The following is a 26,595-nucleotide window of genomic DNA, read 5'->3' as shown; positions in this document are numbered from 1 at the left end:
TGTTTATTGCAGGTTGATTACTCTGGAGAGGTCCAATATGCCACAACGTATTGCCGTTATCGGTGCCGGCGTGCTGGGCTTAGCGGTTGCGCGATCGCTGGCCAGCCAGGGCGCGCAGGTCACGGTTTTTGACAAACGCTACCCCGGAAGCGGCACCAGCCAGATCAGCTACGGCTGGGTCAATGCTAACGGCAAAGATCCCGCCAGTTATCACCGTCTCAACGCGGCGGCGATTGACGAGCATAAGCGCTGGCAGGCAGAGCATCCTTCGCCTGCGCCCTGGCTGCTGGAAACCGGCACGCTGGAGTGGGCGACACATCCAGTCATTCATCGCCAGCTGGAGCAGCGCGTGGCTAAGCTCAGGGCGCTCGGTTACCCGGCAGAAAGCTGGGATCGCGCCAGGCTGCAGGCTGCTTTGCCGGAGCTGCGGCCTGATCCCCGGGTGCAGAAAGCCTGGTTCTTCTCCTCTGAATGCCTGCTCTATCCCGGCCTGTTCATTGCCCGGATGCTGGCCGATCTGCGGACGCTGAACGGTAAACTGGTCTGCCATGACGAAGTGACTACGCTGTCCACCACCGATCAGGGTGTTGATCTGACGCTCGCCAGTGGCGAGCGCTGGCAGGGCGATCAGCTGGTGCTGGCGACTGGTCGATGGTCCGCTGAACTGCTGGCGCAGTGCGGGTTTGAACTGGCGATGACCGAGGCTAACCATGCCAACCCGGCCGCTTGTAGCTTTCTGGCTCATACACAGCCGCTGCCAATTCAACTCAGCAGCAATATTATTACACCGGAACTGAATGTCCGGCCCGATGGCGGTGGCCGCCTGATGCTGCAGGCGCTGGATCTGGATCAGCATGCCGATCCGGCGCGTCCGGTGGCGGTGGATGGAATGATCGGTAACGAGATGCTGCGGCGACTGCGGCGGTTGTTCGCTAACAGTCAGGATGCGCGCATCGAGCGGATTGAGGTGGGACAGCGATCCCGTCCGGCGGATGGCTTGCCAGCGATAGGATATGTCAGCGGGCTGGCGCGGGTTTATCTGATGGTCAGTCACAGCGGCATGACGCTGGCACCGCTACTTGGCAGGCTGGTCGCCGGGGAGATGCTAAGCGGCGCACGTCCGGCGATGCTGATTGACTTTGCACCGGATCGGTTAGTGCGCCCGCTTATTGAGGATGATAAAACCGCTGCGCCCGCTTATCTTCCGGCGGCGCAGTAAAACTTAGCGGCGATTTTTCCAGACGGTCTGAACGTTACAGAATTCGTGCACGCCAAAGTGTGACAGTTCACGACCGTAGCCACTTTTCTTCACACCACCGATCGTCACTCGTGGATCGGAAGCGCCGTTGCCGTTGATAAATACGGCACCAACCTCCAGCTGCAACGCCAGCTGATCGGCGATCTCTCCATTGGCGGTCCACACCGTTGCGCTTAATCCAAACTCACTGTCGTTGGCGATTGCCAGCGCATGTTGCGGGTCCCGCGCCACGGCGATGGCCGCCACCGGTCCGAACAGCTCCTGCTGAAAAGCGGTCATCTCAGAGGTCACATCTGACAGGATGGTCGGCGCGTAAAAATTACCCTGCCCCGCCACTTTTTCGCCGCCCAGCACCAGACGAGCGCCTTCGCGCAGCGTGGCCTGTACCTGTTGATCCAGTTCATCACGCAGATCGGTACGAGCCATCGGCCCCAGGAAAGTCTTTTCATCCAGCGGATCGCCCATCATCAAGGCCTGAACGGCTTCGGTGAAGCGCTTTTCGAACGCTTCTGCAACCGGCGCTTCCACGATAAAACGTTTCGCCGCCATGCAGACCTGTCCGGTATTCTGAAAACGCCCAACCACTGCTGATTTGACAGCTTCATCCAGATCGGCATCCGCCAGCACGATAAAGGGATCGGAGCCGCCCAGTTCTAATACGGTTTTCTTGAGTGCTGCACCCGCCTGCGCAGCGATAGCCGCTCCGGCTCGTACGCTACCGGTTACCGCGACAGCCGCGATACGATCGTCTTTTATGGCGGCGGAGACGCCGTCGTTGTCGACATTGATCAGGTTAAACCCACCCGCCGGCAGATCGGTGGCGTCAAACAGCTCAGCCATCAGCGTTGCGCTTCCCATGACGTTAGGCGCGTGTTTAAGCAGATAGGTATTGCCTGCAAGCAGCATACTCACAGCGCCCCGCAGAACCTGCCACAGAGGGAAATTCCACGGCATGACTGCCAGTATCACGCCGAGCGGACGGAAACGCTGCCAGGCATCAGCAACCTGAGTGGGTTGATCAGCCAGCATTGCCGGACCGTTTTCCGCATACCAGTCACACAGACTGGCACATTTAAGTACTTCAGCCCGCGCCTGAACGATCGGTTTACCCATCTCGAGAGTGATCATGCGCGACAGTTCCGTTTCGCGCAGACGGATCTGCTCGCCCAGTTGACGCAGTACCTTAACCCGAAGATCCATCGCGCTGTATCGCCACTGTGAAAAAGCGTCTGCACTGCGGCGCAACGCATTTTCCAGTTCGCCGCTGTTCAGCAGTGGATAGCGTGCAATTTCTTCGCCATTGGTGGGGTTACGAGAGATAGCATAATCAGTCATGGCACCCTTTTCCTTATTCAGTAGACAGTCACATCACCATACGCCCGGTAATTAATGATGAAAAATGAATAATAGTGAGGAAGTTCTTTAGTAATTGAGAATGACAGAGGGTTTATTGCGGCCGGTATGATTTATGAGATCGTGGGTCTGGAAGTAATCGTGATAACGATCCCGACAATGTCTTCTGACGGGCATAATGCTAAGAACATTGAGATGTTATCCACTTATACAGTGATTAGTTCCTATATAACGATCCTAAAGAGATCATATAGAGATCCTAAGAGATCCCCGATCGTCGCAGGCCGCACCCAGCAAGGGCTGAAAGGGTGATCGCGTTCACTATAATCAGTAAAGTGTTCACTGTAATCAGTACTTTATTCACTATACCAGGTAGAATGTTCACTATAAACAGTGCTAATGTTCACTGTAGTCAGAAAACGATCCCTTTCATCCACAGAATGAAGATCTCAAGCTATGGCAGATAAAGATAGTGAAAACAAAGCGTTACTAGAACCTTTTCTGTCGGTGACCAAAAACAGCGGTGAAGTTATTCAGCTTCATCCCAACAAGAATAATACGGTTCAGCCTGTTGCTTTAATGCGGTTAGGATTGTTTGTTCCGACGCTGAAATCGACAGCGCGCGGTAAATCGGGTGCCATGGCATCGACTGACGCCACCAAAGAGCTGAAGAATCTCTCGCTGGTTAAAGCTGAAGGGTATGAAAAGATTACCATCACTGGCGCGCGGCTGGATATGGATAACGATTTTAAAACCTGGGCTGGCATCATTCAGTCATTTTCGCGTTATCCGACCAAAGGCGACACGGTGACGCTGCCGTTTATTGATTTTGTAAAGATGTGCGGAATCCCTTCTGCCAACTCCTCTGCCGCATTGCGTAAGCGCCTGGATGCTTCATTACGTCGTATTGCGACCAATACCTTATCCTTTGAAGGCAACGGCAAGGCGTATCATACCCACCTTGTGCAATCAGCTTATTACGATCGTGAAAAAGATATCGTGCGTATCCAGGCGGATCCCAAGCTGTTTGAGCTCTATAATTTCGATCATAAGGTGTTATTGCAGCTCCGGGCGATATCTCGTTTAAAGCGTAAAGAGTCTGCTCAGGCTCTTTATACTTTTCTTGAGAGCCTGCCGACCAATCCTGCACCCATCTCCCTTGCCCGCTTGCGGATGCGTCTGAATCTGGGTTCTAAGACCACGACTCAGAATCATGTGGTGCGGCGTGCAATGGAACAACTGAAAGAGATTGGCTATCTTGATTACTCTGAGGTGAAACGTGGCCGTTCGGTATTCTTCATCATCCATAGTCGGACGCCTAAACTTGATGGCATCAATAATCTTGAGAGCATCGATTCACTGGATGAGATTGAATTTGACGAGTAACCACATTCACTGTAATCAGTACCCGCGCGTTGCAGTGTCACTTCCCGCCTGAAAGTGACACTGTATGCCTGGTTCACCTGTTCACTGTAATCAGCATCCTTCCCCTGTTCACTGCAATCAGTAACATTCACTGTATTCAGCAGTTGTCGCTCAGACGAGCTCCGTGTCTGGCGCTACCCTTTTTAAACACCAGCACTAACAGCTATTTGCATGTTAGTAAGTGCTCACTTAATTATTATGCTCATTACCTTATCGCTGCGTTTAACTGTTTTACTGATTACAGTGAACGTGCCTGACGACTCAAGGCAGTTTGCTGATTACAGTAAACGCTTTAAGATGCCTATTACTGATTACAGTGAATGTTTCATTTTAAGTGATTGAAAAATAATAATTATAACAACTCTGTGCGATATGGGATGAGCATTCCGCTCAGACCCTGTTTTTACAGCGCAATCAGTGACAAACGTGACAGGGTTCGCAAAACTGCTGATTACAGTGAACACTTGAAGTATCGGGTCAGACGGGCTGATCACAATGAAGAGCGGCTAGCATTGGGGTTGGGCTGTTTTCAGCGCTGCAGTTGTGGGACCGGATTACTGATTACAGTGAACGTTTCTCTTCGCCTTGTCAGGCTGGTCACGCAAATCAGAATGTGATGATTTCAGGAGACACTAGCGGGTGCTCAGAATGGCTCGCTGATTATAGTGAACGTGTTGCTGATTACAGTGAATGTTTGCAGCGTAATAGGCGCTGAAAGACCACGGACAGATCGGGTTGTTGACTGCAGTCAGTGTCGGGATGAAAGCGTAAGTGGCGGGCTTACTGATCGCTACCCCAGCCCTGACCAGGTAATGCAGCGCTCAGAAGGCGGTTGCTGCAATTAAGCGGGTAATGCCTGCTCTGCTGCATCCGTAATGAATATCTGAATAAGCTTGGGTTGCACTACTGGCTATTGGTGCAGGACTCAGGACTCAGGACTCAGGACTCAGGACTCAGGACTCAGGACTCAGGACTCAGGACCCAGAGTTCAGAGCCTGGCACCACCAGAGTAGTATCCGCCCTTCCCGGCCAGGCATTCAGAGTGCAGTCAGAATCATATTACCTTTGCCGCAACAAAAATGCAGGTTTGCTGTATGCGATTTACTGATTACAGTGAATGTTATGTTCGGCGCGCTTTTTTACTGATTATAGTGAACGCTGAGTTAGCCGAAGACTCCTGTACTACTGATCATAGTGAACGCTTGTTGCTTTGCTCGCCACTCAGCGTCTTACCTCGATGCGGATCAGTTGCACTTCGCCTGGCAATTAAACACGATGCAGCGTCCGGGCTAAATTCTACTGATTACAGTGAATGTCTGAGCCGTATACAGGAAGCAGCATTAACCAGAATAGAGAGTTTGCTGACTACAGTGAATGTTTGGGGCCGGTGTCATGATGTACATCTCTCTGGTGACGCCATTCTCTGTTTTACTGTTTACAGTGAACGTTGCAGCAAACAGTTGCGTGATGACCTGCGCTATCCCTGTTCATTGTCCAACGTTCAGAGGATGACTTTTCAGGAAAATTTGCGATACACCCTTTCGCGTTTATCCCATACCCGCCATGCGCACTGCGAGAGGATGGCACCAAACTTCAATTGCGGTCTGCTGATTACAGTGAATGTTTCACCAAATCAGCCCGCTAATCCGCGCCCTACCCTCACCCGTCTATCCGATTCTCTGCCAGCGTCATGATCGTTTACTGATTACAGTGAATGATCCGTCGGAATTTTACTGATTACAGTGAACGTTTCGCTGTGCGAAACCAGGTCGATACAGACAGCAATGTAAAAGCAATGTGATGAATCTCACCAAACCACTCTGACTACATAGATACGGGGTTTACGCTGACAAGATAAATTATTGCCTCATGTGCAGGATTTCTGTATAAAGTCATAAATCCTACATGTCCGGAGCAACTATGGCTAACGATGATAAGCAGGTAATGAAGGTGGCGCAGCGTTCAGAACGCATGTTGTTAAGCCTTACCGAGCAAATTCAGGCACAAAAACAAGAGTTACATGAAAACACGTATTATCAGGTCTATGCCAAAGCGGCGTTAGCCAAGTTGCCTAAACTGACCCGGGCCAGTGTGGATTATGCGGTGAACGAGATGGAGGAGAGCGGCTATCAGTTTGATAAGCGCGCAGCCGGATCGTCAGTAAAGTATGCGATGTCGATTCAGAACATCATTGATATCTATCACCATCGTGGCGTGCCTAAATATCGCGACCGCCATACCGATGCTTACACCCTGTTTGTTGGCAACCTGAAAGGTGGTGTTTCAAAGACCGTTTCTACCGTTTCGCTGGCTCATGCGCTGCGCGCGCATCCTCATCTATTGTTTGAAGATTTGCGTATTCTGGTGATTGATCTTGATCCGCAATCGTCCGCCACCATGTTTTTGAATCATGAACGTTCAGTCGGTCTGGTCGAGGCCACGGCGGCACAGGCAATGCTGCAAAATGTCACCCGTGATGAGCTGGTGAATGAATTCATCGTGCCGTCGATTATTCCGGGTGTCGATGTGTTGCCTGCTTCTATCGACGATGCGTTTATTGCCTCACGCTGGGATGAGTTGTGCGCTGAGCATCTGCCCGGGCAAAACGTCCATTCAGTGTTGTATGACAATGTCATTGCTAAATTGAAGAAAGATTACGACTTCATCTTCATCGATAGTGGCCCTCATCTGGATGCGTTTCTGAAGAATGCCATTGCCGCGTCGGACCTGCTGATGACGCCGGTGCCGCCTGCTCAGGTCGATTTCCATTCAACACTAAAGTATCTGACCCGTTTACCAGAGCTGATCGCCATCATCGAAGACTCAGGCGCGACCTGTCGCCTGCAAGGCAATATCGGCTTTATGTCGAAACTTTCTAACAAGGCGGACCATAAACTCTGTCACAGCCTCGCCAAGGAAATCTTTGGTGGAGACATGCTGGACGCAGCCCTTCCCCGTCTTGATGGCTTCGAACGGTGCGGTGAGTCATTCGACACCGTAATTTCGGCAAATCCTTCGACCTATGTCGGCAGTAGCGAAGCGTTGAAAAATGCGCGCTCAGCTGCTGAGGATTTTGCTAAAGCGGTATTTGACCGTATCGAATTTATTCGCCTGAACTGAGGTTTGTATGAGCGCAAAAAGAATTACGATTGGCAGAACCTTCAGCCAGACACCACTGGAAAATGATAAGAGTGATGACCAGCATAGCCAGACCTTCGTGCTAGCCACCGGGAAACGTGCGCTGTTTCGTTTTGAGCGCATTGCAGCAAACGAAGTCGAAACTAAAACTTTTGTCACGATGGAAACGAACGGTCGCGACCAGGCCGGGCTCACGCCGGACTCTCTGCGCGACATCATTCGCACTATTAAGCTGCAACAGTTTTTCCCGGCTATCGGCATCATGCGTAATGACCGCATTGAGATCCTTGATGGTTCACGTCGTCGTGCTGCTGCCATTTATTGCAAAACCGGCCTTGATGTTCTGATCAGTGACGCTGAAATCAGCGCAGAAGAAGCGCGTCGTCTGGCGCAGGATATTCAGACCGCGCGTGAACATAATCTGCGTGAAGTCGGAATGCGCCTGTTAACTTTAAAAGAAGGTGGCCTGTCGCAGAAAGAGATTGCCGAAAATCAGGGCTTATCTCAGGCCAAAGTGACGCGTGCTTTGCAGGCAGCCAGCGTACCGTCTGATTTGATTTCACTTTTTCCGAATCATTCTGAACTTACCTATCCGGACTATAAAGCGTTGTTGCAGGCTGCGGACAAGTTGAGCGAGTCCGGACAAACTGTTGAAGCATTGATTGACTCGATCTCAATGGAAATTGATGTGGTCTGTGCGCGTGAAGGACTGGCTGAGGATGAGCTTAAGAATCACATCCTGCGTCTGATTCGTCAGGGCAGCCAGACGTTGATGAAAGAACCTGAGAAAGACAAAACTCAGGCGACGACACTTTGGTCATTCGCGGATAAAGATCGTTTTGCACGCAAAAAAGTTCGTGGCCGGATGTTCAGCTATGAATTCAACCGGCAATCAAAAGAGCTGCAGGAAGAGCTGGATAAAGTCATTACCGAGACACTGAAAAAATTTCTCGCCCGTTAACACTCTCATCCGATAAAAAACCAGCTTTGAATAGCTGGTTTTTTGGCTGTAAACCCTTCACTGCACCGCTTTACGGGCGAATTTCAGGCTGAAATCGCCAGAAATTAACCTGGTATATTTAAATTATCTTACTGTTTAATATAGATAAATTATAGTCACTACCCTCTTCAGTTCGCATGAAGTCGCTGCGGTTTCTGCCTGAATATTCGCGGGTTCTGTTGTTTAAACTGCCACTGTTTAAGTCTGCAATGAGCTGCGCCTGGGCCTTGATCGTTAAGGCTGCGACTTTCGGCAGCATCCACGTTTACGGTAAAGGTGATACAGGCCAGCTGCTCATTGTGTAATGAACAGGTGTTAACCGCTGCAGCATTGTAGCGAAAAGATATCTGACTCTATCAGCAGGTATCTATATCAGAATAGTTAACCCGCATTGACCAGGTTGATTGCTGATTCACTTGCTGAGTTATACCGATAGCGGAGCGCCAGCCACTCGCTAAAAATGACAATGCAACAAAAGAAATTCGAAGGCTGGTTCATTAGTAACCAATCATTTTTTACTTCACGTTCATTGAAGTACGGTCAGACTCGTTGGTGCTAGTTTATGATCAACTGGCCTCTGGAACCCAAACGATGCGCCAGCCTGATTTCGTTTCTAACTATCTGTTTTTTAAAAGATAGCATGGAAAATTTCACCCTGAAATCGCCAGATTTTCAGGCTGTTTCGCCGCAGGCTTTCGCATCAGGCTTATGGAAAAAAACGATCAGAATAAGCGGTACCGGTCAGCCAGAGGAGCCCTGCAGCGGAGTAAAAAAAGATACTCAGAAAATATCCCTCAGTTATCCACAGAAAAAGTGGATAACTTTTTTCCGATGAAAAAACGAAGCTCTTCTGCCAGCTCTTATTTAACAGGCCATCATCCAGTCTCAGGCAGCCAGCACATAACTCTGTTTATCCTACAATCAGAATAACGCCGGCTAACCGATTTTAATGTCAGTGCCTCATCCGTCAACGTGCATTCACTGCGATCGGTAAACCGGATTGTCACTGATACCAGAGAACGCCTCCTGCCCCGATGACTTGCCGCCCTGTCTGCCGGGTTTAACTGGCCTGGGCCGGATGCTGTTTACAGTGAATAGCCTGTTTTTTGCTTTTGTCGGATACCGATAGCTTCACTACACGGTAACCGGACTGGGGTAGTTACCGGCACTTCATTCTTGTGACGGTCACCGGATGACCCGATTCGCTGACCACTGCAATCAGTGAAAGACCGTGCTAAGTCAGCCCCGACCCGATTAAGAAGGTTTAAACGACGAAAAAAAACCGGGCCAGGCCCGGTTTTAGTGAGGATTATGCCTCCAGCCAGGCGGTGATTTGCCTGATCATTGCCTCGGTTGAAATGCCATAACGGTCATGCAGCGTTGGTAGCGCGCCTGCTGCCAGAAAAGCATCTGGCAATGCGATTTGCCTGTAGCGCGGCGTCACGCTATTACGCATTAACAGGCCAGCAATGGCTTCGCCTAATCCACCCACGACTGAATGATTTTCTGCGGTGATCACCAGTCGGTTAGCATCAGCTGCCTCACCCGCCTCGCGCAGAATGGTCGCTTCATCCAGCGGCTTAATTACCGGTGAATGCACTACACCTACCTCAATGCCCTGCTTCTCCAGCGCTTCAGCGGCTTCCAGAGCCCGCATCGTCATCAGCCCGCTGCTAATGATCACCGCATGTTTACCGCCACGCAGGCGCTGCGCTTTTCCGTGCTGATAACGGTAATCATATTTATCCAGCACCAGCGGTACTTTCCCTCGCAGCAGGCGCAGATAAACCGGTCCCTGATGCTCAGCCATAGCCGGAACGACCTGACTAATCTCAAGCGCATCACAAGGATCGATGATGGTGAGATTGGGCATTCCGCGGAAAATCGCCACATCTTCCGTTGCCTGATGGCTGGGTCCGTAACCGGTGGTTAAGCCCGGCAGCGCGCAGGCAATTTTGACATTCAGATTCTCTTCGGCAATAGCCATACAGATAAAATCATAGGCGCGACGTGAAGCAAATACCGCGTAGGTCGTGACAAACGGTGTAAAGCCTTCACGCGCCATGCCAGCGGCTGCGCTCATCAGCAACTGTTCTGCCATGCCCATCTGATAGAAGCGTTCCGGGAAGGCGTCGGCGAAGAGATGCAGGTCAGTATACTTGCTTAAATCAGCCGTCATTCCGACTACATCAGTTCGTTGCTGCGCCAGCGATACCAACGCATGACCAAACGGTGCAGAAATTGTAGGCTGTCCTTCTGCGGCTATCGACGCGATCATTGCCGAGGTGGTCAGGCGTTTTTTTTGCGGTTGTGAATTCATCTCAGACTCCTTGCTCAAGCGCGGTCAGGGCTTTGTCCCACTCATCGGCATCAACCCGGATAAAGTGTGTTTTCTCACGGTTTTCCAGAAACGAGACACCTTTGCCCATCCGGGTATCACAGATAATCACGCGTGGCTGCGGTTCAGCCCAGTTAAGCGCCGCATCAAACGCGGATTGCAAAGCCGTGATGTCATTGCCATCCACCCGCTGCGTATACCAGCCAAAGGCCTGCCAGCGATCCACAATCGGTTCAAAGGCCAGGATCTCGCTGCTATGCCCATCCGCCTGCTGATTATTAACATCAATGATGGCGATCAGATTATCCAGTTTCCAGTGCGAGGCGGACATCGCCGCTTCCCAGGTTGACCCTTCGTTCAGTTCACCGTCAGAAAGCAGGTTAAAGACCCGCGATGCGGAACCTTTTTGCTTCAGGCCCAGACAGGCGCCGACGGCGATACCTAAACCATGCCCGAGTGAACCGCCAGTGATTTCCATGCCCGGGGTATAGGCCGCCATGCCGGACATGGGTAAACGGCTTTCATCGGTGCCGTAAGTCTCACGTTCTGCTTCCGGTATCACGCCGGCTTCCAGCAGTGCTGCATACAGAGCGATAGCATAATGGCCAATCGACAGGTAAAAGCGGTCACGCTCTTCCCATTCAGGCTGATCGGCGCGATAGTTCATGGCATGAAAATAGCTGACAGCGAGGAGATCGGCCGCGCCGAGCGCCTGACCGATATAGCCCTGTCCCTGTACCTGACCCATCAATAAAGCGTGGCGGCGAATATTAGTGGCGCGTTGCTGCAATGAGAGACCGGATGATGCGTGCAGATGGTCAGTCATATTACCTCCTGATTAACGATTAACATCCGCTGCCCGGATGCGCAGCACGCAGAGCGCACCACCCAGCAGAACGGCAGCGATAAAGTACATTCCTGACGCGGGTGAACCGGTTGCTGTGGTAATGGCTCCAATCAGCCACGGCGAAAAGAAGCCGGCCAGATTGGCTATGCAGTTCACCGCGGCGATGCCTGCGGCGGCAGACACGCCACCCAGCAAATTGGTCGGTAGCATCCAGAACAGCGAAGACGCAGAGAGTATCCCGGCGGCGGCAATGCACAGTGAGAGCAGCGACAGAGAGATGCTATGACTCAGTAACGTCGCCAGCGATAATCCGATCAGTCCCACCAGCATCGGGATAACCAGATGCCAGCGGCGCTCACGATGTCGGTCACCGCTGCGACCGGCCAGCAGCATAAAAATAATGGCGCACAGATAGGGCAGACTGGTCAGAAAGCCAATATGCAGCGGCTCACTGACGCCGGAATTTCTGACCAGTGTCGGTAACCAGAAGGTCAGGGCGTACTGTCCCATCACCACGCAGAAGTAAATCAGCGCCAGCAGCCAGAGACGCTTATCCGCAACGAACGCCTTTACCGTGCTGTGACAGGCCTTCTGCTGATTGTCTTCATCGAGGTCGGCGCGGACACGGCGTTTTTCTTCTTCATCCAGCCAGTCCGCCTGCTCAACGCGGTCTTTCAACACCAGCAACACCACTAAGCCCATAGCAATCGTAGGGATAGCCTCCAGCAGAAACATCCATTGCCAGCCGGCCCAACCGTGGAAACCAGCAAAGGTTGCCATAATCCAGCCAGATAGCGGGCCACCAAGCATCCCGGAAAGCGGAATGGCGATAAACCACAGCACCGTCATGCGTGCGCGGCGGCTGGCGGGGAACCAGTAGGTGAGATAGAGCAGAAGACCGGGCGCGAGGCCAGCCTCTGCCACGCCGAGCAGGAAGCGCAGCAGATAGAACTGCCATGCGGTTTCAACGAAGGCGAACAGGGCCGAGATAAGACCCCAGGTGATCATGATGCGGGCGATCCAGCGGCGAGCGCCGACCCGATGCAGAATCAGATTACTGGGTACTTCAAAAAAGAAATAGCCGATAAAAAAGATCCCGGCACCCAGACCATATACCGTTTCGCTCAGTGACAGATCGTCCATCATCTGTAATTTAGCAAAGCCGACATTAACGCGGTCAAGATAGGCGCAGAGATAACACAGCATCAGCCACGGCATTAATCGCCAGGCTATTTTGCGATAGGTGATATCGCGCGCAGCCGCAACTGCGCTCAGGTTAAGCGTGCTCATGATATTCACTCCTGGTGTGAGCCCGCCATTCATGCGGGCAGGGCAGGGCGCTTTTTAATGGATAAGCATGCCGCCGTTAACGTCCAGCGTGATGCCGGTCAGGTAAGCGGAGAGATCGCTGGCGAGAAATAACGCTGCGTTGGCGACGTCACTGGCTGCGCCGAGGCGGCCAAGCGGAATACCGTCAATGATGGCGTGGCGACGTTCATCCTGCAGCAGCCCGCCGGTAATATCGGTCTGAATCAGACCTGGCGTAATCGCATTGATACGGATCTGATCGGGTCCAAATTCGCGCGCCATCGCTTTGGTGAGTCCAAGCACGCCAGCTTTGGCTGCGCTGTAGTGTGGTCCGCCAAAATACCGCCGCCGCGCTGTGCGGAAACCGATGAGAGGCAGACAATACTGCCGCTCTTTTGCTGCTGCATGGTGGGGATCACCGCTTGTGACATAAGCAATGTGCCGCGCAGATTCACGTCAAGGATGCGATTGTAATCCTCAGGGCCGATCTCCAGCGTTTTCACCGGCTGCGTAATACCAGCGTTGTTGACCAGCACATCTATCCGGCCATAGTGCTCAAGTACCTGATCGATTGCCCGGCGAACGCTAAGCGGATCGGTCACATCTGCGGCCAGCCCCAGATGTCCGTCGCCACAGGCAAGAGCACTGGCCTGCGCAGCTTGCAAATCCAAATCCAGCACCACGATACGGGCGCCGTGCTGAGCAAAGCAGGCTGCGGTTGCCCGGCCAATCCCGCGCGGGGAAGCTGCTCCGGTGATTATCGCGACTTTATTTTCAAGTAACATAGTCCACTCCAGAAGAATAATTATTAGTGGTTCGGTATTGCTACCGGCAGGGTCACGATCAGAATTGATAAAGCCGTCGATATTGGCAATGCAAAAAAATTCATTTGATGCTGAATGAATTTGTTGGTTTGATGCAGTTAACATTTCTGCGTTTTATTAATGGGCATTCATCACATATTTCCGTCACGGAGAAACCGATGGACAAGCAGGCTGACCACTTACCTTCGATTAAATCACTGCGGGTGTTTGAGCAGGTGGCTCATTTTGGCAATGTGGCGCGTGCGGCGGAGGAATTAAGTATTACGCCTTCTGCGGCCAGTCATCAGCTGGCAAAACTGGAACGAGAGCTCGGTTGCAGCCTGTTCAATCGCTCAGCTAAAGGCGTAGTGCTGACGCTGTCAGGCGAACATTACCTCAAGGAAATCAGCCCGATACTGCTGGGCCTGGCGCAGGCGACGGCGCGCATCAGTAACGAGAAGACGCGCAGTAATCTGCGGATTCACTGTGCGCCGAGTTTCGGTCTGCTGTGGCTGTTGCCGCGGATTCATAAATTTCGCGACAGCTACCCGGAATTTCAGCTGACGCTCTCCTGCTCATATGAAAACTTATCGTTCAGTCGCGATAATATTGATATTGCGGTGCGGCACGGTTTCCCGGACTGGAAATCGTTTGAGATTAAAACCATCCGCCATGAAAGGATGTCGGTACTGGCTTCGCCCGATTATCTTGAACGCTATCCTGTTAATCAGGCCGGGGATCTCATTCATCACGCGCTGATATTATCGGAATCACCGCTTATTCAGTGGCCACAATGGTTCGCTGCTCAACAATTACCCCAGCCGGACAAAGAGTGGTTATTTCGCTTTGACCGCTCTTATATGAGTCTTGAAGCAGCCATGCTGGGTCACGGGCTTATTTTCGAGAGTGAGTTGCTGGCTGAAGATTATTTACGCAGCGGTAAACTGGTCAGAGTGCTGCCAGAGCCCTATAGCCTGCCGGTCAGCGCGCACCACCTGGTTTACCCGCGTGGCTTTGCACAGTTTCCCCGCGTCAGTCATTTCCTGAACTGGATCCAGCACGAACTAAACACGTTAATTTAATGTTAAAGATAGTTTCGGTTCGCCACTATTTCCCTGAGTTTTGTAATTAATTATCCCGCCAGAAAAGAGGCATTGCTAAAGCTAAGTGATAAATACCGTCTACACTTCATCTCCCAATCGGTAAATATGTTCCAATTTTATTCCGTATGAAATTTCATCTACGGATGTTTAACTTGTTAATGGCAGGGTAATTATGAGTACGAATAGACCAGACGCGGGTGAAGCGGGCGAACACGCGCCTGCCGACACGGTACGCCAGCGTATTTTTCTTGTGGTGTTGGTTGCCACTATGGGTGCGCTGGCGTTCGGTTATGACACCGGGATTATCTCCGGTGCCTTACCTTACATGACTTCTCCGCCGGATCAGGGCGGACTTGGGCTGAACTCCTTCACCGAAGGGCTGGTGGCCTCTTCACTGGTGTTCGGTGCGGCCATCGGTTCGTTCCTGAGCGGCTTCTTCTCCGATCGCTTTGGTCGACGTATCACGCTGCGCAGCCTGGCTGTGTTGTTTGTGCTTGGCTCGCTGGGCACGGCGCTGGCGCCATCGGTCAATGTGATGGTGGCGATGCGTTTCCTGCTCGGTATCGCGGTGGGTGGCGGCTCTTCGACCGTGCCGGTGTTCATCGCTGAGATTGCCGGCCCACGACTCCGTGCGCCGCTGGTCAGTCGTAATGAACTGATGATTGTCACCGGTCAGCTGATCGCCTACGTGGCCAGTACGCTGCTGAGTTATCTGCTGCACGATCCGCATCTGTGGCGTTACATGCTGGCCATCGCAATGGTGCCTGGCCTGTTGCTGTTTATCGGAACCTTCTTTGTTCCGGCGTCACCGCACTGGCTGGTGGCGGAAGGCCGCCTGAAAGAAGCGAAAAAGATCCTCAAATACCTGCGGGAAACGCCGCGAGAAGTGCGTCATGAAATGGCGCAGATGAAGAAGCAGGCGCGGGCGGCGGAACGGGGTCCTGATGCAAAAACCCTGATCCGCGAGAAGTGGGTAATACGCCTGATGATTATCGGCGTCGGTCTGGGCTTCGTGGCGCAGTTTACCGGGGTTAATGGCTTTATGTATTACACGCCTATCATCCTGAAACAGACCGGTCTTGGCACCAGCGCCTCGATCGCCGCAACCATCGGCAACGGGGTCGTTTCGGTCGTGGCGGCGATTGTGGGTATCTGGGCGGTCAGTCGTTTCCCACGCCGGGCGATGCTGATCACTGGCCTGTGTCTGGTCATCACTTCGCAGATTATGCTGGGTGCCGTGATGACCTTCATCAGCCCGAGCCTGATGCAAAGTTACCTCGCCCTGGGCTGTATTCTGCTGTTCCTGTTCTGTATGCAGATGTGCATCTCACCCGTTTACTGGCTGATGATGTCAGAACTGTTCCCGATGCAGTTGCGTGGGGTATTAACCGGCGGTGCCGTCTCATTACAGTGGATCTTTAATGCGATAGTCGCCTTTGGCTTCCCACCGATCATGGAATATGCCGGCAGCACAACCTTCTTTATCTTTGCTGCGATTAACGTCGGCTCGCTGATCTTTGTGATGGCGATGGTACCGGAGACGCGCGGTAAAAGTCTGGAAGAGATTGAATCCCATATGAAAGAGAAGTTTGGCGAAAAATCACAGGCTGCTGAAGCCTGATCCCCTGAACCGGACTGACTCCAGTCCGGTTTTTTTTCTGCCGCCTGTCCGCCGTTAACCTTCCGCTGTACCGCTCAGACATTCACTGTAATCAGTGGCCAAAATGCCTTCACTGCTGGCGATTTCAGCCTGAAATTCAGTTCCTGGCGGGCTGAAAACAGCACCTTCATCACTGACAGTTTGCGTTAATTAGCGCATTATCCGCTAATTACGTGAAGCATGACGAATGACAATTAGCGCGTTAAGGGCTCCGCTATACTCCTTCGTCATTGATTAAACGAAGCATGACGGGTGACAATCAGCACGTTAAGGACTGCGCTATACTCATTCGTCATCACCACCGCGCTGACGGGACCTGTCATGAAAATTGCTACCGCAACGGTATTGCTTGCTTCAACGCTGGCCGCCGGTCCGCTCTATGCTGAAACCGCGGTCTCCTCTCTGTCATCCTGGTGGGATGGGGTGACGGATGATGTTGCCCAGACCTGGAATGCACCGCAGCATACCGATCTCTATCTGCCCTTTATCAGCTGGCATGCCCGTTTTATGTATGACAAAGAGAAAACCGATCACTATAACGAGATGCCGTGGGGCGGTGGTCTGGGTGTCTCCCGTTTTGATGAGAGCGGCAACTGGAATGCGTTATATGCGATGGCGTTTAAAGACTCGCATAATGAGTGGCAGCCGATTGTGGGTTATGGCTGGGAAAAGGGCTGGTATCCTGGTGAAAATCAGGATTTCCGTTTAGGCGCGGGAATAACCGCGGGTATTACGGCACGCGAAGATTTCGGTGGATATATTCCGTTGCCGATCGTCCTGCCGCTGTTCTCTGCGGGTTATAAAGCGTTGAATGTGCAGTTCACCTATATTCCCGGCACCTACAACAATGGCAATGTTTTATTTGCATGGCTTCGTTATGGATTTTAATTTTTCAGGAAAGGATGCATGACCAGGACGTTAAAAATAATCTCCCGCTGGAGCAAACGCTTTCTTCTCGGCGCGGGATTGATTGTGGGGCTATTGCTGATCTTCCGTGTGTATGAGGCTGAGCGCGGTCCCGAATTACATCGCTGGCACACCTGGGTCCCCCATGAATTAACAATTGAGCAGCTTGATAAGGCCAGTTATGCCGATTACCTTGCGGCGGAAAACCGGCTTTTTGATGAGATGAAACAGCAGGTCAGCAATAAGCTCGAGGCGGACGAGAAAACGCCGCTTAACCGTTACTATGCCCGCAGTCTGATCTACCCCGAAAATTTTGATCACGACTGGAACCGCTCCTATATTCTGCGACCCACTGGCGTACCGAGGGGTGCCGTCGTCCTGCTGCACGGCCTGACCGACAGTCCCTATAGCCTGAGACACGTAGCGGAAACCTACCGCCAGCAGGGTTATGTTGCGGTGGCGCTGCGGTTACCCGGTCACGGCACGGTACCGGCTGGGCTGACGGATGTAGACTGGCAGGACTGGCTGGCTGCCACGCGGCTGGCGGTACGTGAAGCGACCCGGATGGCGGGTGAGACGACGCCTCTTCATCTGGTCGGATTTTCTAACGGCGGGGCGCTGGCGGTGAAATACACGCTGGACAGCCTGACCGATCACCATTTACGCCGTCCGCAACAGCTGATTCTGTTGTCGCCGATGATAGGCGTAACCCGTTTCGCCCGCTTTGCCGGTATCGCGGGGCTGCCGTCGATTTTTCCCGCTTTTTCTAAAACGGCGTGGCTGAACATTGTGCCGGAGTTCAATCCCTTTAAGTACAACTCCTTTCCGGTGCACGCCGCCCGTCAGACCTATCTGTTAACTCAGGCACTGCAACAGCAGATTGTGCAGGCGTCACGTCAACAACAGCTGGTGGCATTCCCGCCGATCCTGACCTTTCAGTCAGTAATGGATTCCACCGTCAGCACCCCGTCGGTGATTCGTTCTCTCTATAATTACCTGCCGGATAATGGCAGCGAACTGGTGCTGTTTGATATCAATCAGGCAGTCAGCGTTAGTCCGCTATTCCGTCACTCTTCGTACACCGCCGTTAATCAGCTGCTGCCGGCCGCGCGTCGGTTATACGCCTCAACGGTGATCACCAACGCAACGGCGACGTCGTTAAACATGGTGACAAAAACCGTACCTGCCGGTGAGATCAGCGAGCAGACGCAGCCTCTGGCGATCAATTATCCTGCCGGACTCTATTCACTCTCCCACGTCGCGATTCCGTTTCCGGCGCAGGATGGTTTATATGGCAATGAGCCAGCCATCAAAAATGAGTACGGTATCAGCTTCGGCACCTTATCACTGCGGGGTGAGAGTGCCGTGCTGATCGTCGGGCTCGACTCGATAATGCGCGCCACATCGAATCCGTTTTATCCGTATATGATCGACAGAATTGATCACCACATCCGCTGTAGCGATCGGCCCTCGCGGGTGAACTGTCTTAAGCAGTTCTGACACCGAACAGCAAATAAAAAAAGCCCGCCTGGCGGGCTATGCGCTTCAGATACCGTTGAGCTTTGCCATGATCTCATCGGTTAACGTCAGTTGAGCACTGGCCAGATTTTCCTGCAAATGCTCGGACGAGGAGGTGCCAGGGATCAATAAAATATTCGGCGAGCGGCGCAGCAGCCAGGCGAGCGCTACCTGCATCGGCGTGGCATTCAGCGAGGCAGCGACCTCATTTAACTGCGTCGACTGCAACGGCGAGAAGCCACCCAGCGGGAAGAACGGCACATAGGCGATCTGTTGCTGTGCCAGCTGATCGATCAGCGCATCATCCTGCCGGTTTGCCAGGTTATACATATTCTGCACACAAACAATCGGGGTCATTGCCTGCGCGTCAGCAACCTGCTTCGGCGTGACGTTACTCAGGCCAATATGCCGGATCAATCCACGCGCTTTCAGTTCCAGTAGCGCAGTCAGCTGCGGTTCCAGCGACCCCTCTTGTGGTGCAAATACCTGAAACATACTGCGCAGATTCACTACGTCGATGACATCCACTCCGAGATGACGCAGGTTATCTTCTACCGCCTGGGTCAGCGCGTCGGGCTCCATAGCGGGCAACCAGCCACCTTTAGCATCACGCCGGGCACCGACTTTCGTCACAATGCAAAGATCCTGCGGATAAGGATGTAGCGCTTTTTTGATGAGCTTGTTGGTTTCGTGCGGTCCATAAAAATCACTGGTATCAATATGATTAACGCCCGTGGCAACCGCATCGCGTAGTACCTGAATGGCCCGTGCTTCATCTTTGACCGGACCAAAGACGCCTGGTCCCGCCAGCTGCATAGCGCCATAGCCCAGACGGTTTACATTACGATCGCCCAGCTGATAGGTCATGGTGGTGTGTGACATGGAAACCTCCTGCGTGAATGTAGAATGATTGTAACGGGGTTAAGGTTGTGCAACTATCCGGTGAAATCAGGACAGACTGTACGGAGTGCTGCACAATGGCGGTAGAGATAGCGTTACTGGAGGCAGTCGTTGCGGTGGCAAAAGCCGGTGGATTCCGTGAGGCGGCTCGGGTGACCGGCAGTAATGCGTCACGTCTGAGCGATGCGGTGCGCCGTGCCGAACAGCAACTTGGTATCCGGTTATTTCACCGCACCACGCGGACGGTCGTGTTAACCGAAGCGGGCAGGGCACTGATGGATCGGCTGCTCCCGGCAATGAATGAAGTCAACGCTGCGCTGGATGCGATCAATCTCTACCGCAATACGCCAGGCGGTACGCTGCGGCTCAACGTACCGGTCAGCGCCACGCGTCTGGTGTTACCGGCGTTGTTGCCGGAGTTCCTGCGGCGATATCCCGATATTCAGCTGGAGATCGTGGCGGAAAGTAACGTTCAGGATGTCTTTCGCGACGGCTGCGATGCTGGCATTCGTTACGATGAGCGGCTGGAGCAGGATGTGGTGGCGATGCCGATTGGCCCACGCCGCCAGCGCTTTGCGGCAGCGGCTTCAGCGGCTTATCTTGCCCGGTATGGCCGTCCCGATCATCCGCGCGATCTGATCCATCATCGCTGTCTGCGAGGACGCTACGCCAGTGGCGTTATGCCGGACTGGGAATTCAGCCGGGATGGCAGTGACGTCACTGTGCAGGTGAGCGGACCGCTGGTGGTAAGTGTTGGCGGAGCAATGGATCTGGCCGTTGAGGCGGCCATTGCCGGTAGCGGAATTATTTATCTGTTTGAGGAGTGGCTGCGGCCCTGTTTTGACAGCGGTAAACTGGAGCCGCTGTTGCAGCCCTGGTGGCTGAGCTTCTCTGGCCCGTGGCTTTACTACAATGACCGCCGGTTAATTCCGGCGCCGCTGCAGGCCTTTATCGATTTTGTTCGAGAAGACAACCTCAACCGTACCAGCTGAATCCCTGCGGCACGCGGGAGAAGCCGGCATGGCGCAGGGTGTTGAGTAACGGCGACTGCGAGACCGGCTGACCGTTTACCGTTTCCAGCGTAAAGCTCAGCGATTTTTCACGCTTCAGCGCCCGCGCCAGTGCCGCGATGGCGGCCTGCTGTTGCGCTTCATCCGGCGTAAAGATCAGCAGATCTTTTCCGCCCTGCGGCAGATAGAGCGCCAGTTCGCCGCCCACAATCGCGATCCGCGCACCCAGCTTCCGCACCGGGCGTGCGCCGGACATATGGACAGGCCAGCCAAGCGTGGCACCGAACGGATTCGCCGGGTCCATGGCGGCAAGCGCCACTGCAGCGGTGGTGTCAGCTGGTTGCTGTGCCAGTTCACGCAGACGCTCAATCGTCAGGGCATCAGCGAACTGCGCGCCGCCCGCGCCAGCGATAAAGCGTCCACGCATAATCCGTCCTGCGTCCTCCATGCCGCGCAATACCGGCTGCAAAGCAGGGAAACCGCCTGGGATCTGTTCCGAAATTGCGCTGCCACGCGTGATGACGCCGTAGCGGTCGAGCATATTTTCGGCCAGCGCCAGCGCCTGACGTGTTGGTGAAATATCCCGCCGGACAAGACGTGACCAGCGTCCGGCAATGGTGTTGACGCCCGGACCGCGTCCCGTTGGGGCTGAGGGCGCGAACCGCTGAACGTGACGGCTTCGCAGGCGCGCGCAGGTCGGGAACGTGTCGCGCCCGGCGAGCCCAGCAGCCCACGCACGGCAGTCCAGGTATCGGTGGTGATGTCGCCCTGCCACACCAGTTGCCATAAAGCGGCATAAATATCGCCGGACGGCGGCGTTTCCGGCCCCGCAAGTTTTGTCATGATCTCGTGGGCGAACCACGCGCCGCCGTGGCTAAGTGCCTCAAGAATGGCTTGTTGTAATTCTGTCGGTGACGGCGTTGAGTCTGATGGTGGCAGCGTTTCAGCGGCAAATTCGGCGAGATGGAGCGAAATTAACCCGTCATTGTGTCCTGACGCTTTATGACCGCACCAGAGCACCTCGCCGTTAGCTAACAGTTCATCCAGCATCGCGGGTTGATAATCACGAATTCGGGCGCGAAGGATCTGCGACTCCCACAGCGAGGCAGGCAGCGCCACGCCCGCCAGCTGCTCTATTACCCGCGCTAGCCCATCAATGCCTTCATACAGGGGTTGCGCGACAGGCAAGGTTTCACGGGTAAAGGTGGCTGCCGGATTAAGCACGCCGTGCCGCTCCAGCAGCAGCGTTACCCAGGCAGCAGGCGGGACCGGACGTGTTGCCTCGCGAGCTGATTGCAGTGAACGTAGCCGCAACCGTTTGAAAACGTCGGCTGAGACCCAGACGCCGTCAGCCTGGCCGGTTTCGCTGCCGACGTGCAGCAGGTTGCCTTGCTCGCGTAAAGGCAGCAGTGCGCTGTTGATAACCGCGACGCCCACACCATAGCGATCGGCAAGCTGCTGCGCGCTGAACAGGGCGTGAGTGCGGGCATAACGGGTGATCAAATCGCGGATCGGATCGGGTAGCGGCTGTAAAAAGGTGGCGGGCAGATTGTCGGGGATGGCAGTAGCAAGGGCATCGCGCAGACGGGCAGCATCTTCCACCACCGCCCAGCGCGCCTCACCGGCAACGGTGACCGAAATCACCCGCTGCGCCTCTTCAAACTGCTGTAATGCCGCGACTGCCTGTGAGGGATCGCCGCTGAAACGTGCTTCAATTTCGGGTAGCGATAGCGGGCCGAGTTCGCGTAGCAGATCGACGATGCCTTCGGTATGCTGGGCCTGATAGCGTGGGTCCAGGCGCTGTAACGCCTGCTCTACCTGCTCAACAACGGCGGGAGCCAGTAGATCACCTTTATCGGTCTGACCCAGCAGTTCGCCCAGCAGGTTACTGTCGAGCGCCAGCAGTGAGGCGCGGCGTTCAGCCTGCGGCGCATCGCTGGCATAGATAAATTCGGCCACATAGCCAAACAACAGCGGCGCCGCGAAAGGCGAGGGGACGTCAGTCGTGACCTCGACAAACTGCACGCTTCCCTGCTGTATCTGATTCATCAGGCGGTGCAGAGCGGGCAAATCATAGACATCCTGCAGACACTCGCGTGCGGTCTCAATCAGGATCGGGAAATCTTCATACTGGCGAGCTACTTCCAGCAGCTGACCGGCCCGCAAACGCTGCTGCCACAGGGGTGAACGTTTACCCGGATTACGCTTCGGCAATAGCAACGCGCGCGAAGCGCATTCCCGAAAGCGGGCAGCAAACAATGCCGAGCTGCCTATCGTGTCAGTGACTTCCTGCGTCAGGCTATCGGCATCAAACACAAACAGTTCCGCTCCCGGAACCCGACCTTCGCTGTCGGGGAAGCGGGCTATGATGCCGTCGTCGCTGGCGACCACCGACGCATCAATGCCCAGTCGCCGCTGGATGCGTGCCGCGATCGCCAGCCCCCAGGGTGCATGGATGCGTTGTCCCCAGGGTGAATGCAGGATCACCCGCCAGTCACCGCTTTCATCACGGCAGCGTTCAATCACCAGGGTGCGATCGCCAGGCAAGACACCAGTGGTAGCGCGCTGCTCAGCCAGTAACGACAGCAGATTAGAGATGGCATTATCATTCAGCCCGAGGGAATGCAGATGCTGTTGTGCCTCTTCGGGCGTCGCATTATCAAGCTGACGCAAGAACACCGCCAGGCTGGCACCTGAATCTGCGGCCCGGCCAACGCCTTCACCGCGCCAGAACGGCAGGCGTGCGGATCGGCCTGGCGCTGGTATGACGACGACCTGATCATGAGTTATCTGCTGGATCCGCCATGACGTCGCCCCGAGGGTGATGATGTCATTGACCCGCGATTCGTAAACCATCTCTTCATCCAGTTCGCCGACCCGCCGCGATCCCGATTGCTCTTCGCCTTCAGGCAGGATAACGCTGAACATACCGCGATCGGGTATGGTGCCACCGCTGGTAACGGCCAGATGCTGGGTGCCAGGACGGGCCGTTAACAGGCCGCTTTGGCGATCCCAGACCAGGCGGGGCCGCAGATGTGTGAAATCATCCGAAGGGAATTTTCCGGCCAGCATATCCAGCGTAGCGTCGAACAGGCGGCGCGATAGGGCGCGGAACGGATCGGCACGCCGCACCCGTTCAAACCACGCATCCGCCTGTAAAGGTTCCATGGCGACAGCGGCCAGCGTCTGCTGCGCCAGGATATCCAGCGGATTACGCGGCGGTGAAAGGGCATCAAGCTGCCCGGCCTGCATCGCTTGCAACGTCACCGTCGCATCAAGCAGGTCGCGGCGGGTGCGAGGAAACAGAATCCCGGTGGAAGCACCGCCAACCTGATGTCCGGCCCGGCCAACCCGTTGCAGCGCGCTGGCGACTGACAACGGTGCACCCACCTGGATCACCAGATCAACCGGCCCCATGTCAATGCCGAGCTCCAGGCTTGACGTCGCCACCACACACCGCAATTCGCCCTGTTTCAGCGCCGATTCAATTTCGCTGCGCTGCTCTTTCGACACCGAACCGTGGTGAGATCGGGCGATAACCGCGGGCGCGCTGTCACTGCGATTCTGGCTGCCACCGGAAAAGGAGGCATAGTGTTGCGCCGGCTGCGGCAGGCTTTCTGTCTGCTGTTGAACCGCGTAACGTTCGTTCAGTCGCGCGGTGAGTTTTTCAGCCAGCCCGCGTGAGTTAGCAAACACCAGCGTGGCACGATGCGCCATCACCAGTTGCAGGATGCGCGTCTCGATATGCGGCCAGATAGATCCGCTGGGCTGACCTGTGTTGCTATGGGGATTCGGATCGCTGGCGATATCGGTCATATCCGTTACCGGCACCTCAATGCTGAGATGCAGAGTACGACCAGCGGCGGGATTCACCACCAGGGTTGGCTGACAGCCACCCAGAAATTCAGCGACGCGTTCGACCGGGCGTACCGTGGCAGAAAGCCCAATGCGCTGAGCAGGCTGCGGCAGCAACGCATCCAGCCGCTCAAGGCTTAGCGCCAGCTGCGAGCCGCGCTTTGATCCGGCTACCGCATGGACCTCATCAACAATGACCGTGGTCACGCCCTGCAACGTAGTGCGAGCTTTCGAGGTCAGCATAAGAAATAACGATTCAGGGGTGGTTATCAGAATATCCGGTGGACGTCGCAACAGTTTTGCCCGCTCAGCCGTTGGCGTGTCGCCGGATCGCATCCCGACATTGATCGTGATCTCTGGCTCGCCCCGTTGCTGACGTTCAGCCATCACGCCGGCCAGCGGCAGATTGAGGTTGCGCTGCACATCTGCCGCCAGCGCTTTGACCGGCGATATATACAAAATACGGGTGGTGGATTCGCGATCGGGCGCAGGTTGCTGTGTCCGGGTCTGGAACAGGGAGTCGATGGCGGTCAGGAAGGCCGCCAGCGTTTTCCCTGAACCGGTCGGGGCAATCACCAGGCAGTGCTGACCGCTGGCAATTGCCTGCCATGCCGACTGTTGCACCGGCGTCGGAGCATCAAAGGTCGTGGAAAACCAGCGCCGCGTCGCGGGCGAAAACAGGGCTAAAGCATCATCAGGACGGGATTCAGGCATGATATTTATGGCGTTACCCAACAGCAGGACTCAGTGAATCGAACCGTTTGAGTGTAAATGATAATCCCGATTTGTGAATGACGTGGCGGGGAGGCTGGTCATTCAGTCCCACTATTTAGCTGTGCGCCCGGGCAAATGAACCGGATCTGACCGCCAGCAACGACACCAGCGCCAGCATCACAATCGTCATGCCATAAAGAAACGCGGTCAGGGTCAGGCCAATGTGTGGCGCAGCGATGCCTGCCAGAATCGCCGGTAGCGCAAAGGCGAGATAGCTTTTGATGAGAAAGGCCGAGAACAGCCCGGCGCGCTCATGGTTTTCAGCGAGCTGCATAATAATCTTCAGCACATTTGAAAAGATTGAGCCAAATCCCTGACCCGCAATGGCCGTACCGAGATAGAGCCAGGCGACGGCATGCAAACCGACTCCAGAGAGAGTGAGACTGACGCCGGCTATCAGCATCAGCGTTCCAACAAAAAGTGCTCGCGTGGGTGGCAGCGACCGGAAGAAAAACACCGCGGCGGTGGCGCTCAGCATCAGGGTTGCTACCACACTGCCACCGATAAAAGGCGACGTCAGGCCGGTGGCGCTGATCACCAGCGTCGGCATCAGTGAAAGATAGAATCCGCCCAGCATCCAGGTTGCAATGTTCACCGGCGCGACTTTCAACAGAGGGCCCAGTGCACGACGCGGAATCTTCACCTGCGGCCGCAGCGCAGCCAGCACCCCAGGCTGAGGTGAAATGGTTTCGGGTATCAACGGCAACAGCGCCATTGCCACCAGCATCGCCAGTAACAACAGCGCATAAAGCATCACGGTAGGGAAGGGGGCGTAAGTGACCAGGATGCTGCCTGCCAGGGTTCCCAGCGTCATTCCCAGAAAGGCGGTGACGGAGTTGAGCAGCGGACCGCGATGTTTATTGGCATCGATTAGGGTCGCACCAAAAGTCGGTAAGGCGATGCCGGTCGCAAAGCCCTGCACCAGACGTGCGCCGATTAAAACCGTAGCGGAATCAGCACAGATAAAAATCACCAGCGCCACGCTATTGAGCGCCAGGGCCAGCAACATCAGTGGTCGTCGGCCGGTATAGTCAGAAATTTTCCCCACCGTCAGCAACGCGGCCAGCAGCGCGAAGGCATAGACACCAAATATCAGGGTGAGCAGCGACGGGCTCAGATGAAACAGCGTGCGGTAGAGCGGATAAAGCGGCGTCGGTGCGCTGCTGGTGGCCGAAATCAATACCGCGCCGATGAAGCTGAAAAGCGTCAGACGTGCAGCGGAACGGGGAGGCAGAACGGGCGGGATGGCTGTCATGATCGATACCTTAATGCAAAGGATTAGCTTTAGTAAGGTATACGGGCAGTACGGGCTTAATGCAATATTTTTGCTTTAACCTTTCCTGCGATGCAGATATCGCGATGGGGTCAAACCGTTCAGAAAAGCGAGAAAAGTGAGGTT

At 54.5% G+C, this 26,595-nt stretch carries 17 protein-coding genes and 1 pseudogene; 9 read left to right on the top strand and 9 right to left on the bottom strand.

The features are described 5' to 3' along the window. The first annotated feature begins 37 nt into the window (after positions 1-37). The gene (locus HA41_RS00180; RefSeq protein ID WP_094119043.1) at positions 38-1,219 is read left to right on the top strand and encodes an NAD(P)/FAD-dependent oxidoreductase; all 1,182 of its coding nucleotides are present in this window, start codon (positions 38-40) and stop codon (positions 1,217-1,219) included. Positions 1,220-1,222: 3 nt separating this feature from the next. Here HA41_RS00180 and HA41_RS00175 read toward each other — a convergent pair whose 3' ends face one another. After that, positions 1,223-2,593: an aldehyde dehydrogenase family protein gene (locus HA41_RS00175; RefSeq protein ID WP_094119042.1), complete on the bottom strand. Its 1,371-nt coding sequence runs from the start codon at positions 2,591-2,593 to the stop codon at positions 1,223-1,225. A 474-nt stretch (positions 2,594-3,067) separates the two neighbouring features. Between HA41_RS00175 and HA41_RS00170 the strand changes: the two genes are divergently transcribed. The 3 genes from HA41_RS00170 to HA41_RS00155 all read left to right on the top strand — a co-directional run bounded on the left by HA41_RS00170 (position 3,068) and on the right by HA41_RS00155 (position 8,135). Then, on the top strand, positions 3,068-3,997 hold the full coding sequence (locus tag HA41_RS00170) for a RepB family plasmid replication initiator protein (protein WP_094119041.1): 930 nt from the start codon (positions 3,068-3,070) through the stop codon (positions 3,995-3,997). A 1,959-nt stretch (positions 3,998-5,956) separates the two neighbouring features. Next, positions 5,957-7,156 carry an AAA family ATPase gene (locus HA41_RS00160; protein ID WP_094119039.1) on the top strand — a complete coding sequence of 400 codons (1,200 nt, stop codon included), beginning with the start codon at positions 5,957-5,959 and terminating at the stop codon, positions 7,154-7,156. A gap of 7 nt (positions 7,157-7,163) precedes the next feature. Then, positions 7,164-8,135 (top strand): ParB family protein, encoded by a 972-nt coding sequence (locus HA41_RS00155; RefSeq protein WP_094119038.1) that lies wholly within the window; start codon positions 7,164-7,166, stop codon positions 8,133-8,135. Between the two features lie 1,348 nt (positions 8,136-9,483). Here HA41_RS00155 and HA41_RS00150 read toward each other — a convergent pair. Genes HA41_RS00150 through HA41_RS21505 form a run of 5 tightly spaced genes read right to left on the bottom strand, consistent with a single transcriptional unit; the run spans position 9,484 to position 13,596 of the window. Continuing rightward, the gene (locus HA41_RS00150) at positions 9,484-10,494 is read right to left on the bottom strand and encodes a transketolase family protein (protein ID WP_094119037.1); all 1,011 of its coding nucleotides are present in this window, start codon (positions 10,492-10,494) and stop codon (positions 9,484-9,486) included. A 1-nt stretch (position 10,495) separates the two neighbouring features. Continuing rightward, entirely contained in the window at positions 10,496-11,338 is an 843-nt protein-coding gene (locus HA41_RS00145; protein ID WP_094119036.1) for a transketolase, read from the bottom strand. 12 nt (positions 11,339-11,350) lie between these two features. After that, a complete protein-coding gene (locus HA41_RS00140) occupies positions 11,351-12,649 on the bottom strand; it encodes an MFS transporter (protein ID WP_094119035.1) in 1,299 nt (432 codons plus the stop codon). A gap of 54 nt (positions 12,650-12,703) precedes the next feature. Further along, positions 12,704-12,970: an SDR family NAD(P)-dependent oxidoreductase gene (locus HA41_RS21510; RefSeq protein WP_279627053.1), complete on the bottom strand. Its 267-nt coding sequence runs from the start codon at positions 12,968-12,970 to the stop codon at positions 12,704-12,706. After that, positions 12,892-13,596, bottom strand: coding sequence for an SDR family NAD(P)-dependent oxidoreductase (locus HA41_RS21505; protein ID WP_279627052.1), 705 nt, complete (start codon positions 13,594-13,596; stop codon positions 12,892-12,894). Before HA41_RS21505 ends, HA41_RS21510 begins: the two co-directional genes overlap by 79 nt. 53 nt (positions 13,597-13,649) lie before the next feature. Between HA41_RS21505 and HA41_RS00130 the strand changes: the two genes are divergently transcribed. The 4 genes from HA41_RS00130 (at position 13,650) to HA41_RS00115 (ending at position 18,639) form a co-directional block, all read left to right on the top strand. Continuing rightward, entirely contained in the window at positions 13,650-14,552 is a 903-nt protein-coding gene (locus HA41_RS00130; RefSeq protein ID WP_094119180.1) for a LysR substrate-binding domain-containing protein, read from the top strand. A 193-nt stretch (positions 14,553-14,745) separates the two neighbouring features. Beyond that, a complete protein-coding gene (locus tag HA41_RS00125) occupies positions 14,746-16,194 on the top strand; it encodes a sugar porter family MFS transporter (RefSeq protein ID WP_094119034.1) in 1,449 nt (482 codons plus the stop codon). 360 nt (positions 16,195-16,554) lie between these two features. Further along, positions 16,555-17,121, top strand: a complete 567-nt coding sequence (gene pagP / locus HA41_RS00120) for a lipid IV(A) palmitoyltransferase PagP (protein WP_094119033.1) — start codon at positions 16,555-16,557, stop codon at positions 17,119-17,121. 18 nt (positions 17,122-17,139) lie between these two features. Beyond that, positions 17,140-18,639, top strand: coding sequence for an alpha/beta hydrolase (locus HA41_RS00115; RefSeq protein WP_094119032.1), 1,500 nt, complete (start codon positions 17,140-17,142; stop codon positions 18,637-18,639). A gap of 45 nt (positions 18,640-18,684) precedes the next feature. Here the strand turns inward: HA41_RS00115 and HA41_RS00110 are convergent, their stop codons facing one another. Further along, positions 18,685-19,539, bottom strand: a complete 855-nt coding sequence (locus HA41_RS00110; RefSeq protein ID WP_094119031.1) for an aldo/keto reductase family oxidoreductase — start codon at positions 19,537-19,539, stop codon at positions 18,685-18,687. A 95-nt stretch (positions 19,540-19,634) separates the two neighbouring features. Here HA41_RS00110 and HA41_RS00105 point away from each other — a divergent pair, with 95 nt between their 5' ends. Beyond that, positions 19,635-20,549 carry a LysR family transcriptional regulator gene (locus HA41_RS00105; protein ID WP_094119030.1) on the top strand — a complete coding sequence of 305 codons (915 nt, stop codon included), beginning with the start codon at positions 19,635-19,637 and terminating at the stop codon, positions 20,547-20,549. On the opposite strand, the pseudogene HA41_RS00100 reads toward HA41_RS00105, so the two are convergent. Together HA41_RS00100 and HA41_RS00095 are read right to left on the bottom strand one after the other, a co-directional pair. Next, positions 20,533-25,136, bottom strand: a pseudogene (locus HA41_RS00100) (ATP-dependent helicase). The gene HA41_RS00105 and the pseudogene HA41_RS00100 sit on opposite strands and share 17 nt — an antisense overlap. A 115-nt stretch (positions 25,137-25,251) precedes the next feature. Next, positions 25,252-26,451: an MFS transporter gene (locus HA41_RS00095; protein ID WP_244175074.1), complete on the bottom strand. Its 1,200-nt coding sequence runs from the start codon at positions 26,449-26,451 to the stop codon at positions 25,252-25,254. Positions 26,452-26,595 lie beyond the last annotated feature (144 nt).

The sequence above is a fragment of the Pantoea conspicua genome (assembly GCF_002095315.1).
GTDB classification, from domain to species: Bacteria; Pseudomonadota; Gammaproteobacteria; order Enterobacterales; family Enterobacteriaceae; genus Pantoea; species Pantoea conspicua.
The sequence above is the reverse complement of the archived record's forward strand: the minus strand, read 5'-3'. Positions and strand labels throughout refer to the sequence as shown.

Bases quoted from the DNA above. Each gene is read 5' to 3' on its own strand.
- HA41_RS00180 (WP_094119043.1), top strand. From the start codon at position 38: ATGCCACAACGTATTGCCGTTATCGGTGCCGGCGTGCTGGGCTTAGCG.
- HA41_RS00175 (WP_094119042.1), bottom strand. From the start codon at position 2,593: ATGACTGATTATGCTATCTCTCGTAACCCCACCAATGGCGAAGAAATT.
- HA41_RS00170 (WP_094119041.1), top strand. From the start codon at position 3,068: ATGGCAGATAAAGATAGTGAAAACAAAGCGTTACTAGAACCTTTTCTG.
- HA41_RS00160 (WP_094119039.1), top strand. From the start codon at position 5,957: ATGGCTAACGATGATAAGCAGGTAATGAAGGTGGCGCAGCGTTCAGAA.
- HA41_RS00155 (WP_094119038.1), top strand. From the start codon at position 7,164: ATGAGCGCAAAAAGAATTACGATTGGCAGAACCTTCAGCCAGACACCA.
- HA41_RS00150 (WP_094119037.1), bottom strand. From the start codon at position 10,494: ATGAATTCACAACCGCAAAAAAAACGCCTGACCACCTCGGCAATGATC.
- HA41_RS00145 (WP_094119036.1), bottom strand. From the start codon at position 11,338: ATGACTGACCATCTGCACGCATCATCCGGTCTCTCATTGCAGCAACGC.
- HA41_RS00140 (WP_094119035.1), bottom strand. From the start codon at position 12,649: ATGAGCACGCTTAACCTGAGCGCAGTTGCGGCTGCGCGCGATATCACC.
- HA41_RS21505 (WP_279627052.1), bottom strand. From the start codon at position 13,596: ATGTTAACTGCATCAAACCAACAAATTCATTCAGCATCAAATGAATTT.
- HA41_RS00130 (WP_094119180.1), top strand. From the start codon at position 13,650: ATGGACAAGCAGGCTGACCACTTACCTTCGATTAAATCACTGCGGGTG.
- HA41_RS00125 (WP_094119034.1), top strand. From the start codon at position 14,746: ATGAGTACGAATAGACCAGACGCGGGTGAAGCGGGCGAACACGCGCCT.
- pagP (WP_094119033.1), top strand. From the start codon at position 16,555: ATGAAAATTGCTACCGCAACGGTATTGCTTGCTTCAACGCTGGCCGCC.
- HA41_RS00115 (WP_094119032.1), top strand. From the start codon at position 17,140: ATGACCAGGACGTTAAAAATAATCTCCCGCTGGAGCAAACGCTTTCTT.
- HA41_RS00110 (WP_094119031.1), bottom strand. From the start codon at position 19,539: ATGTCACACACCACCATGACCTATCAGCTGGGCGATCGTAATGTAAAC.
- HA41_RS00105 (WP_094119030.1), top strand. From the start codon at position 19,635: ATGGCGGTAGAGATAGCGTTACTGGAGGCAGTCGTTGCGGTGGCAAAA.
- HA41_RS00095 (WP_244175074.1), bottom strand. From the start codon at position 26,451: ATGACAGCCATCCCGCCCGTTCTGCCTCCCCGTTCCGCTGCACGTCTG.